The 13,264-nt window shown below is 72.2% G+C and carries 16 protein-coding genes; 11 read left to right on the forward strand and 5 right to left on the reverse strand.

Going from position 1 to position 13,264, the window contains the following annotated elements:
• Positions 1-30 precede the first annotated feature (30 nt).
• The 4 genes from BMZ30_RS03190 (at position 31) to BMZ30_RS03205 (ending at position 3,676) form a co-directional block, all read left to right on the forward strand.
• The gene (locus tag BMZ30_RS03190) at positions 31-867 is read left to right on the forward strand and encodes an LOG family protein (RefSeq protein ID WP_093374976.1); all 837 of its coding nucleotides are present in this window, start codon (positions 31-33) and stop codon (positions 865-867) included.
• Positions 867-1,787, forward strand: a complete 921-nt coding sequence (gene folP, locus BMZ30_RS03195) for a dihydropteroate synthase (protein WP_177191256.1) — start codon at positions 867-869, stop codon at positions 1,785-1,787. The genes BMZ30_RS03190 and folP overlap by 1 nt, the downstream gene beginning before the upstream one ends.
• Positions 1,788-1,906: 119 nt before the next feature.
• The gene (locus BMZ30_RS03200) at positions 1,907-2,074 is read left to right on the forward strand and encodes a DUF3117 domain-containing protein (protein WP_093374978.1); all 168 of its coding nucleotides are present in this window, start codon (positions 1,907-1,909) and stop codon (positions 2,072-2,074) included.
• A gap of 3 nt (positions 2,075-2,077) precedes the next feature.
• Positions 2,078-3,676 carry a leucyl aminopeptidase family protein gene (locus BMZ30_RS03205; RefSeq protein ID WP_229828284.1) on the forward strand — a complete coding sequence of 533 codons (1,599 nt, stop codon included), beginning with the start codon at positions 2,078-2,080 and terminating at the stop codon, positions 3,674-3,676.
• A gap of 4 nt (positions 3,677-3,680) precedes the next feature.
• Here the strand turns inward: BMZ30_RS03205 and BMZ30_RS03210 are convergent, their stop codons facing one another.
• Entirely contained in the window at positions 3,681-4,313 is a 633-nt protein-coding gene (locus BMZ30_RS03210; protein ID WP_229828440.1) for an O-methyltransferase, read from the reverse strand.
• Positions 4,314-4,412: 99 nt separating this feature from the next.
• On the opposite strand from BMZ30_RS03210, the gene sigE reads away from it, so the two are divergent.
• The 7 genes from sigE to BMZ30_RS03245 are packed head-to-tail and all read left to right on the forward strand — an operon-like array spanning position 4,413 to position 9,747.
• Entirely contained in the window at positions 4,413-5,003 is a 591-nt protein-coding gene (gene sigE, locus BMZ30_RS03215; protein ID WP_093374982.1) for an RNA polymerase sigma factor SigE, read from the forward strand.
• Positions 5,000-5,767, forward strand: coding sequence for an anti-sigma factor family protein (locus tag BMZ30_RS03220; protein WP_093374984.1), 768 nt, complete (start codon positions 5,000-5,002; stop codon positions 5,765-5,767). Before sigE ends, BMZ30_RS03220 begins: the two co-directional genes overlap by 4 nt.
• Positions 5,760-7,046, forward strand: a complete 1,287-nt coding sequence (locus tag BMZ30_RS03225) for a S1C family serine protease (RefSeq protein WP_093374986.1) — start codon at positions 5,760-5,762, stop codon at positions 7,044-7,046. Before BMZ30_RS03220 ends, BMZ30_RS03225 begins: the two co-directional genes overlap by 8 nt.
• Positions 7,047-7,097: 51 nt before the next feature.
• Positions 7,098-7,460: a twin-arginine translocase TatA/TatE family subunit gene (locus BMZ30_RS03230; protein ID WP_093374988.1), complete on the forward strand. Its 363-nt coding sequence runs from the start codon at positions 7,098-7,100 to the stop codon at positions 7,458-7,460.
• A 59-nt stretch (positions 7,461-7,519) separates the two neighbouring features.
• The gene (gene trpS / locus BMZ30_RS03235) at positions 7,520-8,542 is read left to right on the forward strand and encodes a tryptophan--tRNA ligase (RefSeq protein WP_093374990.1); all 1,023 of its coding nucleotides are present in this window, start codon (positions 7,520-7,522) and stop codon (positions 8,540-8,542) included.
• Positions 8,539-9,084, forward strand: a complete 546-nt coding sequence (locus tag BMZ30_RS03240; RefSeq protein ID WP_093374992.1) for a 2'-5' RNA ligase family protein — start codon at positions 8,539-8,541, stop codon at positions 9,082-9,084. Before trpS ends, BMZ30_RS03240 begins: the two co-directional genes overlap by 4 nt.
• 54 nt (positions 9,085-9,138) lie before the next feature.
• A complete protein-coding gene (locus BMZ30_RS03245) occupies positions 9,139-9,747 on the forward strand; it encodes an FMN-binding negative transcriptional regulator (protein WP_093374995.1) in 609 nt (202 codons plus the stop codon).
• A 65-nt stretch (positions 9,748-9,812) separates the two neighbouring features.
• Here the strand turns inward: BMZ30_RS03245 and BMZ30_RS03250 are convergent, their stop codons facing one another.
• The 4 genes from BMZ30_RS03250 to sdhC are packed head-to-tail and all read right to left on the reverse strand — an operon-like array spanning position 9,813 to position 13,245.
• Positions 9,813-10,580 carry a succinate dehydrogenase iron-sulfur subunit gene (locus BMZ30_RS03250; RefSeq protein WP_093374997.1) on the reverse strand — a complete coding sequence of 256 codons (768 nt, stop codon included), beginning with the start codon at positions 10,578-10,580 and terminating at the stop codon, positions 9,813-9,815.
• Positions 10,580-12,382: a succinate dehydrogenase flavoprotein subunit gene (gene sdhA / locus BMZ30_RS03255; protein ID WP_093374999.1), complete on the reverse strand. Its 1,803-nt coding sequence runs from the start codon at positions 12,380-12,382 to the stop codon at positions 10,580-10,582. The genes BMZ30_RS03250 and sdhA overlap by 1 nt, the downstream gene beginning before the upstream one ends.
• Positions 12,383-12,415: 33 nt before the next feature.
• Positions 12,416-12,862: a succinate dehydrogenase hydrophobic membrane anchor subunit gene (locus BMZ30_RS03260; protein WP_093375001.1), complete on the reverse strand. Its 447-nt coding sequence runs from the start codon at positions 12,860-12,862 to the stop codon at positions 12,416-12,418.
• A gap of 5 nt (positions 12,863-12,867) precedes the next feature.
• On the reverse strand, positions 12,868-13,245 hold the full coding sequence (gene sdhC / locus BMZ30_RS03265) for a succinate dehydrogenase, cytochrome b556 subunit (RefSeq protein WP_093375003.1): 378 nt from the start codon (positions 13,243-13,245) through the stop codon (positions 12,868-12,870).
• Positions 13,246-13,264 lie beyond the last annotated feature (19 nt).

The following is a 13,264-nucleotide window of genomic DNA, read 5'->3' on the forward strand; positions in this document are numbered from 1 at the left end:
GGCGACACCCTCGCTACTAGGGTGGGAGGTATGACGGACGACGGAGTTGCTCAGCCCGGGACCGGCTACCGCAAGGGTCCGGTGCTGCTGCGCCGCGGGCAGATCCCCGCGCAGACCACCGACCAGCGCCTGCTCGCCAAGGGCGGTGAGACGGACTGGCTGCACGGCGACCCGTGGCGCGTCATGCGCATCCAGAGCGAGTTTGTCGAGGGTTTCGGGGCGCTCGCGGAGCTCGGCGCGGCCGTCAGCGTGTTCGGGTCCGCGCGCACCAAGCCCGACCACCCCGACTACGCGCTGGGTGAGCAGCTCGGTGCGGCGCTCGTGGACGCCGGGTACGCGGTGATCACCGGCGGCGGGCCGGGCATCATGGAGGCGGCCAACAAGGGTGCGAGCGAGGCCGGCGGGGTGTCGGTGGGCCTCGGCATCGAGCTGCCCTTCGAGCAGGGCATGAACCAGTGGGTCGACCTGGGCGTGAACTTCCGGTACTTCTTCGCCCGCAAGACGATGTTCGTCAAGTACGCCGAGGGCTTCGTCGTGCTCCCGGGGGGCTTCGGCACCTTCGACGAGCTGTTCGAGGCGATCACGCTCGTGCAGACGCACAAGGTCACCGAGTTTCCCATCGTCCTCGTCGACTCCGGCTACTGGGGACCGATGCTGTCGTGGCTGCGGGACTGCGTGCTCGAGCGCGGCATGATCAACGAGGTCGACCTGGACCTGCTGGTCATGGTGGACACCGCAGAGGAAGCCGTCGCGCACGTGGTCGAGAAGGGCGCTGAGCTGCGCGCCCGGGAGGACGCCGCCGCGCGGGGCAACGCCGCCGAGCAGCAGGAGGCCGCGCGGGAGACCGCGGGGGAGACCTCCCCCTGATGCTGGGCGACGTTCCTCCAGGCGCTCCCGACCTGGAGCTCCGGGGCGCTGCGCTCAGGGGCGGCGTCGTGATGGCGATCGTCAACCGGACCACGGACTCGTTCTACGCGCCCGCGCGCTTCCCCGACGACGCTGCCGCGCTCGACGCCGTCGCGCGGGCGGCGGACGACGGCGCGCAGATCGTCGACGTCGGCGGCGTGCGGGCGGGCGTGGGACCGGAGATCAGCGTCGCCGAGGAGATCGACCGTGTGGTCCCGTTCGTCGCGCAGGTCCGCGCGCAGGTTCCCGACATCCTCGTGAGCGTGGACACCTGGCGTTCCGAGGTCGCCGCTGCAGCCGTGTCCGCCGGCGCGGACCTGCTCAACGACACGTGGGCCGGCCACGACCCGGCGCTGGTCGAGGTCGCCGGCCGGCACGGCGTGGGCGTCGTCTGCTCGCACACCGGGGGGCTTCCCCCGCGGACCGACCCGCACCACGTCTCCTTCCCGCTCCCCGCGGACGCCCCGGCCGGGACGGACCCGCAGGACGGCGTCGTCCTCGACGTCCTGCAGACGCTGCGCCGCGCGGCCGAGCGGGCCGTGGCCTGCGGCGTGCCGTCCGCGTCCGTGCTCGTGGACCCGACGCACGACTTCGGCAAGACCACCGCGAACTCGCTGCGCCTGGTGCGGAGGGCGGACGCCCTCGTGGCGCTGGGCTACCCGGTGCTGATGGCGCTGTCCCGCAAGGACTTCGTCGGAGAGACCCTCGACCTCCCGGCCGACCTGCGGCTGGAGGGCACCCTCGCGGCGACGGCCGTGGCCGCGTGGCTCGGCGTCCGGGTCTTCCGCACGCACGACGTGCTCGCCACGCGGCGCACGCTGGACCTCGTGGCGGCGGTCCGCGGTGAGCTGGCGCCGCGCGCGCCGAGGCGCGGGCTGTGAGCGGGCGCCTGACGTCGGTGGATGAACCGTCCATTGCCGGGTCGGGGGCGAGTCTTCACGCGTGCATGAACTAGACTGACCCCCGGACATCCAGTGTGCGACGAGAGGGAGTGCCACTCATGGCTGCTATGAAGCCGAGGACCGGCGACGGGCCGCTCGAGGTGACGAAGGAAGGCCGCGGCATCGTCATGCGCGTTCCCCTCGAAGGCGGTGGCCGCCTCGTGGTCGAGCTGACCGCGGCCGAGGCCGGCGAGCTGGGTGAGGCGCTCCACGGCGTCGTGGGCTGAGCTTTGCCACGATCCGCGAAGGCCCTGGCCAGAGCCGCCCGCGTCTGGGACGGGGAGACCGTCCTGCCGGAGGTCGTCGTCGCGCGCGGGAGCGTCGCTGACTCGCCCCTCCTGACAGCGGACCACGTCGACGTGCTTGCCGTCCCGGTCGCGCCTGCGCCCGAGGAGGGCGACGGCCTCGAGCCGCGTGCCGGCACGGTCGACGCTGCCGTGCGCTACGGCATCGACCTGGCCGAGCTCGCCGAGCGTGGCCGGGCGACCGGTGCCCCCGGAGACGCACACGTCGTCGACCTCCCGCGAGCCCACGGCCGCCGGGAGATGCCGTGGAGCGGGCTCCCGGAGCGGGTGATCCTGCTCGGCGTAGGCGACGGCACCCCTGCGGACCTGCGCAAGGCCGGGGCTGCTCTCGCCCGGGCCACCCGGGGAGCGAGCCGTGTGCTCACCCCCGTGGCGGGCCACGGCGGCGCCGAGGACGCGGCGGCATTCGTCGAGGGGTACGCGCTCGCGGCCTACCGCATTCCTTCGGGTCAGACCTCGGCCCCCGAGCCGGGCCCTGCTGACCAGTTGGTGCTGCTCGGCGAGCACCCCGAGTCCGCCGTCGTGGACGCGCTCCGTGGCGCACGCGCCACCTGGCTCACGCGCGACCTCACGAACGCACCGGCCAACATCAAGGACCCGGCCTGGTTCGCGGCCCGCGCCACGGCGCTGGCCGACGACGCCGGGCTCGTCTCACGCACGTGGGACCTCGCCGACCTCACGGCTGACGGCTTCGGCGGGATCCTGGCGGTCGGCGCCGGCTCGGCGAGCGAGCCGCGCCTCGTCACCGTCACGTACGACCCCGTGGGACCCGACGGCGAGCCCCGCAGCGACGCCCGGCACGTGGTCCTGGTGGGCAAGGGCATCACCTATGACACGGGCGGGATCTCCATCAAGCCCCGCGAGGCGATGGTGCCCATGAAGACGGACATGGCTGGTGCCGCCGTCGCGCTCGCGGCCGTGCTCGGTGCCGCGTCGGCCGAGCTGCCGGTCCGCGTCACCGCGGTCCTGCCACTCGCCGAGAACCACTTCTCGGGCACCTCCTACCGCCCCGGCGACGTCCTGCGGGTGCACGGCGGCACCACCGTCGAGGTGTCGAACACCGACGCCGAGGGGCGCCTGGTCCTGGCCGACGCCCTCGCGTACGCCGACGCCGAGCTCGAGCCGGACGTCCTGATCGACGTCGCGACCCTCACCGGCGCGGCGAGCATGGGGCTCGGGCCGCTCCACGGCGCTCTGTACAGCGCGGACCCGGAGCTCGTGCGCGTGCTCGAGGCCGCCGGGCGTGCCACGGGCGAGCCGGTGTGGCACATGCCGCTCGTCGAGGACTACGCCAGCGCGCTGGACTCGTCGATCGCCGACGTCAGCCACGTGCCGCTCGTGAACCACGGCGGCGGCTCCATCACGGCTGCGCTGTTCCTGCGCACCTTCGTGGGCGAGCGGCGCTGGGCTCACCTGGACATCGCCGGTCCGGCCCGCTCGGGCAAGGACCGCGACGAGGTCGTGGCCGGGGCGACCGGCTACGGCGCGCGCCTGCTGCTGGCGGCGCTGCGCGACCTCGCGTAGACGCTCAGCGCCGGACGGCGAGCAGGAGGCCGTTGCCCGACGGGACGAGCGCAGGCACGACGCGGTCGTCGTGGGCGAGCGACCGGCCCACCTCGCGGACCGTCGTGGTGACCTCGTCACGTCGCGCCGGGTCAGCGACGCGGTCGTGCCACAGGGCGTCGTCGACCGCGAGCACCCCGCCGGGGCGCAGGAGCCGCAGGGCCTGCTCGACGTAGTCCGGCAGGCCGTCCTTGTCTGCGCTGACGAGCACGAGGTCGTAGGCAGCGTCCGCGAGCCGCGGCAGCACGTCACCGGCGCGCCCGCAGATGGCGCGGGTACGGGTGCTGCGCACCCCCTCGGCCGCGAAGGCGGCCTTGGCCGCGGTCAGGTGCTCGGCCTCGATGTCGATCGTCGTGAGGACCCCGTCGGGGGCCATCCCGCGCAGCAGCCAGAGCGAGGCGACGCCCGTGCCGGTGCCCACCTCGACGACGGACCGTGCGCGCAGCGTGGCAGCGAGCAGCCGGAGCACGGCGCCGGCGCCCGGGGCGATGACGGAGCAGCCCAGCTGGCCCGCGCGCTCGCGGGCGGCGAGCAGCACATCGTCCTCGGGGACGAAGTCCTCGCTGTACGCCCAGCTCTGGGCCTTGTCGCTGGAGATGATGGCCTCCTGGGTCGATGGGTCGTCGAGTCGAATGCTACCGCCCACGTGCTGGGCGTCGGCTCGGTGGCGCAGGAAGGCATCTGAGACCATGGGGGCATGGATGCGCACCCGACCCCCACGTGGGAGGAGATCGTGCGGGAGCACTCGGGCCGGGTCTACCGGCTCGCGTACCGGCTCACGGGCAACCGGCACGACGCCGAGGACCTCACCCAGGACGTGTTCGTCCGGGTGTTCCGCTCGTTGTCCAGCTACACGCCAGGAACGTTCGAGGGTTGGCTGCACCGCATCACGACCAACCTGTTCCTGGACTCGGTCCGGCGGCGCCAGCGCCAGCGCACCGAGCCCGCCGGGGACCGGACCGACGACGTCGTCGGCTCGCGCGAGGACGTCCCGGAACGCCGGTTCGAGCACGCCAACCTCGACCACGACGTGCAGCAGGCGCTCAACGGGCTTCGCCCCGACTATCGCGCTGCCGTGGTGCTGTGCGACATCGAGGGCCTCAGCTATGAGGAGATCGCTGCCACCCTCGGGGTCAAGATGGGCACCGTGCGCTCCAGGATCCACCGCGGCCGGGCTCAGCTGCGGACCAGCCTCGCGGACCGGTCGCCCCGGCGGGGTGCGGACCTCGACGCCCATGTCGCCGGCGCCCATGTCGTCGACGCCAGCGGCACCGAGGTGGCGTCGTGACCGGCGTGCGCCACCACTTCGGTGCGTGGCTGTGCGCGTACGTCGACGGTGAGCTCACCGGCCCGCAGGCCTCCCGCGTGCACTCCCACCTCGCGACGTGCGCAGCGTGCAGCGCCGAGGTCGCGGCGCAGCTGGACGCCCGCCAGATCGTCGCGGCAGCGCCGGTCGAGCCTGCTCCGGACCTGGCGGACCGGATCCTCGCCGCGGTGCCCCGTGAGCCCGTCGGCGCTGGCGACCGGCCGGCCCGCCGTGCGCCGGGGGAGCGCGCCACCCCGCACGCGCGCAGCCGGCAGTGGCGGCGGACCACGGCGCTCGGGCTCTCGGCCGCTGCGGCCGGCGTGACCGGCGTGCTGGTGCTGGGGGGCTCGGACGGCTATCGCCCCGACACCTCGCGGGGGGCTTCGCTCCAGGTGATCGCGGGCGCCCCGACCACGGTCGCGCGGACCGACCTCGTGGCGGGCGGCGACTGGGTGATGCCCACCCGGATGAACGTCGCGGGTGCCTCCTTCGCGGACGGCGACCGCAGGCTCGTCCTCCGGCTCGAGAGCTCCGCCGGGCACGTCGTGGTGGAGGAGCGGCGCGGGCGGCTGGACGCGGCGGCGCTCGCGGGTGCCAGCGTGCTGCAGGTCGGCGACGTCGCGGTGCACGTCCTCGAGTCCGACCCGTGGCACGCGGTGTGGGAGATCGACGGCACGATCATCGAGGCGTACGGCGACGAGGACGTCCGGATCCGTGACGTGGTGGAGGGACTCACCCATGACTGACCCCCACGACCCGTACCGTCCGGGGCGCCCGGACCAGGCGTGGGTGCCGCCGGCGCCGGAGCCGCCGGGACCCGCCCTCCCGTGGCCCAGCACGTCCGCGCCTGCCGCGGCCCCGGGTGACGCGGCCTACCCGAGCGCGATCGGCCTGCACGGACTGTGGGACGACAAGCCCGCTCGGTTGCCCGAGCGCCGCCGCCGCGGGGTGGGCGCGATCGCGACGCTCGGGCTCGTCCTCGTCGCGCTCGCCGCCGGCGCTCTCGGTGGCGCCGCCTATCCCTACCTCACGCGGGCCCAGGTCGTGGAGATCGAGGTGGCCGCGGACGCCGAGCGCGACACCCTCGTGGCCGGGAGCATCGCGGCGACCGCGGACGAGGTGATCCGCTCGGTCGTCTCGCTCGAGGTCCGCGGGCAGACCGGCGTCTCGACCGGGTCGGGCTTCGTGCTCAGCGCGGACGGCTACATCCTCACCAACAACCACGTCGTGTCCGAGGCCGACTCCGGCGCGGTCGTCACGGTGATCCTGTGGGACGGTAGCGAGCACGTCGGCGAGCTCGTGGGGCGGACCGTCAACTACGACCTCGCCGTGCTTCGCATCGACCGGGACGACCTCGACGCGCTCGTCCTGGGCGACTCCGACGCGGTCGTCGTCGGCGACGCCGTCATCGCGGTCGGCGCGCCGCTCGGGCTGGACGGGACCGTCACCACGGGCATCGTCAGCGCAAAGAACCGCCCGGTCGTGGCGGGCGGGCAGGCGGAGCAGGCGTTCATCAACGCCATCCAGACGGACGCCGCGATCAACCCCGGCAACTCGGGCGGCCCGCTCGTGAACACCGCGGGCGAGGTCATCGGCATCAACTCCGCGATTGCGCAGCCGCCGGGGCGCACGGAGGCGACGGGAAGCGTGGGACTCGGTTTCGCCATCCCCTCCAACCAGGTCCGGCGCACGGCCGCGGAGCTGATCGAGACCGGCACGGCGACGTACCCCGTCATCGGTGTCCTGCTCGACACCTCGTACGTCGGCGAGGGCGTCCAGGTGGTCACGGGCGCGGACGCCACCGACGGGCCCGCTGTGAGCCCGGACGGCCCTGCGGACCGCGCCGGCATCCGCCCCGGCGACGTGATCCTCGCGATCGACGGGCGTCCCGTGACGCAGCCCGACGAGCTGATCGTCGCCATCCGTGCCAAGGCGCCGGGCGACGCGGTCCTGCTCACGGTCCGCAGCGGCACCGGTGACGCCCGCGAGCTCCGGATGGAGCTCGACGAGGCGGTCAGCAACTGAGCAGGACGCCCGCCGGACCGGCGCCGCGCACGGCGCCAGTAGGCTGAGGGCATGTTCGGCATCAACGGGGGAGAGGCCCTCGTCCTGCTCCTCGTGATCGCCATCGTGGTCGGTCCCGAGCGCCTGCCGCAGTACACCGAACAGCTGGCCAACGGCGCGCGGACCGCCAAGCGTCTCCTGACGGAGACCAAGGAACGCATGAGCGACCAGGCGCCCGACGTCGACTGGGCCGCCATCGACCCACGTCGCTACGACCCGCGCAGGATCGTCCGGGACGCGCTCCTCGAGGACGACGATGCGGACGCACGCGAGTCCGTCGGTGCCGGGCGCGCCAGCCAGGGTGCCGGCGCGGGCGATGCCCTCGGGGGGCTCGCGCCGGGCGCGCCGGCGCCGTACGACGACGAGGCCACCTGAGGGGTCGCGCGGGGGTGCGTGCATTCGGAGCACCCGCCCTGGACTGGCACAATGGCGGGATGGTTGAGCACGGCGGACGCCCTCGGATCTTCTCGGCGATGCAGCCCACGAACGACTCGCTGCACCTCGGCAACTACATCGGCGCCCTGACGCAGTGGGTCGCGCTGCAGGACTCGCACGACGCGCTCTACTGCGTCGTCGACCTGCACGCGCTCACGGTGAACCCGGACCCGGCGCGCCTGCGCGACCGCACCCGCCGGACGGCCGCCCAGTACCTCGCCGCGGGCGTGGACCCGGCGCGCTCCACCCTGTTCGTGCAGTCGCACGTGCACGAGCACTCCGAGCTCGCCTGGTTGCTGGGCTGCCAGACCGGGTTCGGCGAGGCCAGCCGCATGACGCAGTTCAAGGACAAGTCCGCCAAGCGTGGTGCGGAGGGCACGACCGTCGGTCTGTTCACCTACCCGGTCCTGATGGCCGCGGACATCCTGCTGTACGACACGGCGCTCGTCCCTGTCGGGGAAGACCAGCGCCAGCACCTCGAGCTCGCCCGCGACCTCGCGGAGCGCATGAACTCGAGGTTCGGCGACGGCACCTGCGTGGTCCCCGAGCCGCACATCATGGCGGCGGGCGCGCGGATCCAGGACCTGCAGGACCCGGCCCGCAAGATGAGCAAGGAGGACGGGAACAAGGGCGCCGTCTTCCTCCTGGACGACCCCAAGCGCGCTGCCAAGAACATCAAGGCGGCGGTGACCGACGACGGCACCGAGATCCGCTACGACCCGGCGACCAAGCCGGGAGTCGCCAACCTCCTGACGATGCTCTCCGTGCTGACGAGCACGCCCGTCGCGGACCTCGAGCGCGCGTACGAGGGCAAGATGTACGGCCACCTCAAGGTCGACCTGGCCGAGGCCGTCGTCGAGCTCCTGACCCCGCTGCAGCGGGTCGCCAACGAGTACCTGGACGACCCGGCCGAGCTCGACCGCGTGCTCGCCGCCGGCGCGGACCGGGCCCGCGAGCTCGGCGCGGCGACGCTCGACCGGATCCGGGACCGTATGGGTCTCGTGCCGGCGGCGCGGCGGTGAGGCTTCCTGAGCGGGGTGCTGGGCAGACCAGGATCGGCGTCGCCGTCCGGGTGCCCGAGCCGTTCGCGGCGGTCCTCGAGGACGCTCGCCGACGCTCCGGGGACCCCTTCGCGGACGTGATCCCGCCGCACGTCACCCTGCTCGGCCCGACGGTCGTAGACATCGCCCGGCTGGACGACGTGCACGCCCACCTGGCGGGAGTGGCAGCGCACGCCGCGCCGTTCAACATGCTCCTGCGGGGCAGCGGCACGTTCCGACCGGTCTCGCCGGTCGTGTTCGTGCAGGTCGCGGCCGGTATTGCCGAGTGCGAGCGCCTCGAGCAGGCGATCCGCACCGGCCCGCTCGACCAGGACCTGCGGTTCAACTACCACCCGCACGTGACGGTGGCGCACGAGGTCCCGGACAACGCGCTCGACGCCGCCTTCGAGGACATGGCCGGCTTCGAGGCCGCGTTCCGCGTCACGGCGGTGGACCTGTTCGAGCACGGCGACGACGGTGTGTGGCGCACGGTCCAGACGTTCGGGCTCCGAGCGACCGCCTAGCACCATCTGCGCGGGCTGCGCCGCGCGCACCCGCCTCGACCCGAGGAGCAGCTCGTGAGACACAGTCCCCGGTACCTGATGGACGATCCTGACGAGGTCAGGCGCCTCGTCGAACGACACCCCTGGGCGACGTTCGTCACCGCGACCAGCCAGGGCCTAGTCGCCTCGCACTACCCGATCCTCCTCGACGACTCCGCCCCGGACCTGACGATCCTGAGCCACTTCGGCCGCCCGGACGACGAGCTGCACGAGCTCGGGCAGCACCAGGTGCTCGTGATCGTCCAAGGACCGCACGACTACGTCTCACCCAGCTGGTACGCCCCCGGCGAGGTCATCCCGACGTGGAACCACGTCACCGCGCACCTCTACGGGACCCCCGTCCTCCTCGGTGAGGAGGAGAACTTCGGGGTGCTGGCCCGGTTGACCGACCAGTTCGAGCAGCACCACCCGCACGGCCGGGCGCTCGCCGACGACGAGGCCCGCGCGCGACGGGTCGCCAAGGGTACCGTCGGCCTGCGGATGCGCGTCGACCGCTTCGACGCCAGGGCGAAGCTCAGCCAGGACAAGCCGCCTGCCACCCGCGACAACGTCGCCGCGCACCTCGCCGCCACGAACCCCGCGCTGGCCGACGAGATGCGCAGGCGCCGGGACCCGGACGCGTGACCAGCGCAGCGAAGCCCGCGCGGTCGTGAGGACCGCGCGGGCTTCGTCGCTGCTCGAGGCTCGCGTCAGAAGGCGCGGGTGATCATCGCCCGCTTGACCTCCTGGATCGCCTTGGTGACCTCGATGCCGCGCGGGCAGGCCTCGGTGCAGTTGAAGGCGGTGCGGCAGCGCCACACGCCCTCCTTGTCGTTCAGGATCTCCAGGCGCTGGGTGGCACCGTCGTCGCGGCTGTCGAAGATGAACCGGTGCGCGTTGACGATCGCGGCCGGGCCGAAGTACTGACCGTCGGTCCAGAAGACGGGGCAGGACGTCGTGCACGCGGCGCACAGGATGCACTTGGTGGTGTCGTCGAACCGCTCGCGCTGCTCGGCGGACTGCAGACGCTCCTGCGAGGGCTCGTTCCCCGAAGTGATGAGGAACGGCATGATCTCGCGGTACGACGCGAAGAAGGGCTCCATGTCGACCACGAGGTCCTTGATCACGGGCAGGCCCTTGATGGGCTCGACGGTGATGGGCTTGCCCGGGTTGAGGTCCTTGAGCAGGGCCTTGCACGCGAGCCGGTTGCGCCCGTTGATGCGCATGGCGTCGGAACCGCAGATGCCGTGCGCGCACGAGCGGCGGAAGGTGAGCGAGCCGTCGGTCTCCCACTTGATCTTGTGCAGGGCGTCGAGCACCCGGTCGGTCGCCAGCATGGTGAGCTGGTGGTCCTCCCAGTACGACTCCTCACCGTGGGTGGACTCGGGCAGGTAGCGCCGCACGCGGAGCGTGATGTCAAAGGTGGGGATCGCGCCGGCCTTCTCGGAGGTCCGGGTCTCCTCGGTTGTGGCAGTCATCAGTACTTACGCTCCATCGGCTGATAGCGGGTCACCACGACCGGCTTGGTGTCGAGCCTGGTCTCGTGCGGCGGGATGCCCGCCGCGTCGACGTCGGCGCCGTCGGTCCGGCGGCGGTACGCCATGGTGTGCGACATGAAGTTGGCGTCGTCCCGGTCGGGGAAGTCCTCACGGAAGTGCCCGCCGCGGGACTCCTCACGGGAGAGCGCGCCGACGACGACGACCTCGGCGATGTCGAGCAGGAACCCGAGCTCGACGGCCTCGAGGAGGTCGGTGTTGAACATCTTGCCCTTGTCCTGGACGCTGACGCGCGAGAAGCGCTCCTGCAGGCCCTGGATCACGGTGAGGGTCTCGGTCAGGGACTCCGACGTGCGGAACACCTGTGCTCCCCGGTCCATCGTCTCCTGCAGCTCGCGGCGAAGGTCCGCCACGCGCTCGCCGTCGGGACGCTGGCGCATCGCCTCGAGCTGGGCGACCACCGCGGAGGTCGCGTTCTCGGGCATCTCGACGATCGTGGCGCCCGCGGCGTACTCGGCCGCCGCCACGCCGGCGCGCTTGCCGAAGACGTTGATGTCGAGGAGCGAGTTCGTGCCGAGGCGGTTGGAGCCGTGCACGCTGACGCACGCGACCTCGCCGGCGGCGAACAGACCCTTGACGACGTCCGTGTTGTTCCGCAGCACCTCGGTCGTGATGTTGGTCGGCACGCCACCCATCGCGTAGTGCGCGGTGGGGTAGACGGGCACGGGCTCGGTGTACGGCTCGATGCCCAGGTAGGTGCGGGCGAACTCCGTGATGTCCGGGAGCTTGGCGTCGATGTGCGCAGGCTCGAGGTGCGTGAGGTCGAGCAGGACGTAGTCCTTGTTCGGCCCGGCTCCGCGGCCCTCGCGGACCTCGTTGGCCATGGACCGCGCGACGATGTCGCGGGGCGCGAGGTCCTTGATGGTGGGGGCGTAGCGCTCCATGAAGCGCTCGCCGTCGCCGTTGCGGAGGATCCCGCCCTCACCGCGGGCGGCCTCCGACAGCAGGATGCCGAGCCCGGCGAGGCCCGTCGGGTGGAACTGGAAGAACTCCATGTCCTCGAGCGGCAGGCCGCGCCGCAGCGCGAGAGCCATGCCGTCGCCCGTGAGGGTGTGCGCGTTGGACGTCGTCTTGAAGATCTTTCCGGCACCGCCGGTGGCCAGCACGACCGACTTGGCGCGGAAGACGTGGATCTCGCCCGAGGCGAGGTCGTAGGCGACGACGCCCGCGACGGCGACCTCTTCACCCTCCGGGACGTCCTCGATCGCGAGGTCCTTGTCGAGGATGAGGTCGAGGACGTAGAACTCGTTGAAGAACTCCACGTCCTGCTTGACGCAGTTCTGGTAGAGCGTCTGCAGGATCATGTGGCCGGTGCGGTCCGCGGCGTAGCACGCGCGGCGCACGGCGGCCTCGCCGTGGTTGCGCGTGTGCCCGCCGAAGCGGCGCTGGTCGATCTTGCCCTCGGGCGTGCGGTTGAACGGCAGGCCCATCTTCTCGAGGTCGAGGACGGCGTCGATCGCCTCCTTCGCCATGACCTCGGCGGCGTCCTGGTCGACCAGGTAGTCACCGCCCTTGACCGTGTCGAACGTGTGCCACTCCCAGTTGTCCTCCTCGACGTTCGCGAGGGCGGCGCACATGCCGCCCTGCGCGGCGCCCGTGTGGGAGCGCGTCGGGTACAGCTTGGAGATCACGGCGGTGCGGGCGCGCGTCGAGGACTCGAGCGCCGCGCGCATCCCTGCGCCGCCGGCGCCGACGATGATGACGTCGTACTGGTGGGTCTGCATCGGGGTCGATGCCTCCTGGGCGTAGGTGGTAGGTCAGGCGGGGCAGAAGGACGCGAGCAGCTCGCGCGGGGCGTCCGTGGGGCACGGGTCGAAGGTGAAGATCACCAGGGTGCCGAGGACCACGACGATCGTGTAGGCGGTGTACAGCGCCACCTTCAGGACGCCGCGCGTGACGTCGCGCTCGGCGTAGTCGTTGATGATCGTGCGCACGCCGATCGTGCCGTGGGTCATGGCGAGCCAGAGCATCAGCAGGTCCCACATCTGCCACAGCGGGGAGGCCCACTTGCCGCCGACGAAGGCGAAGTCGATCGCGCTGATGCCCTCGCCGGACACGAGGTTCATGAACAGGTGCCCGAAGATCAGGACGACCAGGAGCACGCCGGAGGCGCGCATGAAGATCCAGCCGTAGAGCTCGAAGTTCGAGCGGCTGGTCTTGCGGCGGGCGTAGGGGGAGCGGGGCGCCGGGATGGTGGTGGTCATCGTCGTCAGCCTCCGAAGACGTGGGACAGGTGACGGGGCGCGAAGCCGGCCATCGTCACGACGAACAGACCGATGACGACCCAGAGCATCGTGCGCTGGTAGCGCGGGCCCTTGGACCAGAAGTCGACGGCGATGATCCGGAGCCCGTTGAAGGCGTGGAACGCGATCGCCGCGACGAGCCCCAGCTCGCCGATGCCCATGATCGGGTTCTGGTAGGTGCCGATCACCGCGTTGTAGGCCTCGGGAGAGACCCGGACCAGGGCGGTGTCCAGCACGTGCACGAGCAGGAAGAAGAAGATGGCGACACCGGTCACGCGGTGCGCGACCCAGGACCACATGCCTTCACGGCCGCGGTACAAGGTGCCTGCGGGGGCCTTGGGCACGTCGGGAGCCTCCTGTGGC

This window comes from Flavimobilis marinus (genome assembly GCF_900113055.1).
Lineage (GTDB): Bacteria > Actinomycetota > Actinomycetes > Actinomycetales > Cellulomonadaceae > Flavimobilis > Flavimobilis marinus.

Bases quoted from the DNA above. Each gene is read 5' to 3' on its own strand.
- BMZ30_RS03190 (WP_093374976.1), top strand. From the start codon at position 31: ATGACGGACGACGGAGTTGCTCAGCCCGGGACCGGCTACCGCAAGGGT.
- folP (WP_177191256.1), top strand. From the start codon at position 867: ATGCTGGGCGACGTTCCTCCAGGCGCTCCCGACCTGGAGCTCCGGGGC.
- BMZ30_RS03200 (WP_093374978.1), top strand. From the start codon at position 1,907: ATGGCTGCTATGAAGCCGAGGACCGGCGACGGGCCGCTCGAGGTGACG.
- sigE (WP_093374982.1), top strand. From the start codon at position 4,413: ATGGATGCGCACCCGACCCCCACGTGGGAGGAGATCGTGCGGGAGCAC.
- BMZ30_RS03225 (WP_093374986.1), top strand. From the start codon at position 5,760: ATGACTGACCCCCACGACCCGTACCGTCCGGGGCGCCCGGACCAGGCG.
- BMZ30_RS03230 (WP_093374988.1), top strand. From the start codon at position 7,098: ATGTTCGGCATCAACGGGGGAGAGGCCCTCGTCCTGCTCCTCGTGATC.
- trpS (WP_093374990.1), top strand. From the start codon at position 7,520: ATGGTTGAGCACGGCGGACGCCCTCGGATCTTCTCGGCGATGCAGCCC.
- BMZ30_RS03250 (WP_093374997.1), bottom strand. From the start codon at position 10,580: ATGACTGCCACAACCGAGGAGACCCGGACCTCCGAGAAGGCCGGCGCG.
- sdhA (WP_093374999.1), bottom strand. From the start codon at position 12,382: ATGCAGACCCACCAGTACGACGTCATCATCGTCGGCGCCGGCGGCGCA.
- BMZ30_RS03260 (WP_093375001.1), bottom strand. From the start codon at position 12,862: ATGACCACCACCATCCCGGCGCCCCGCTCCCCCTACGCCCGCCGCAAG.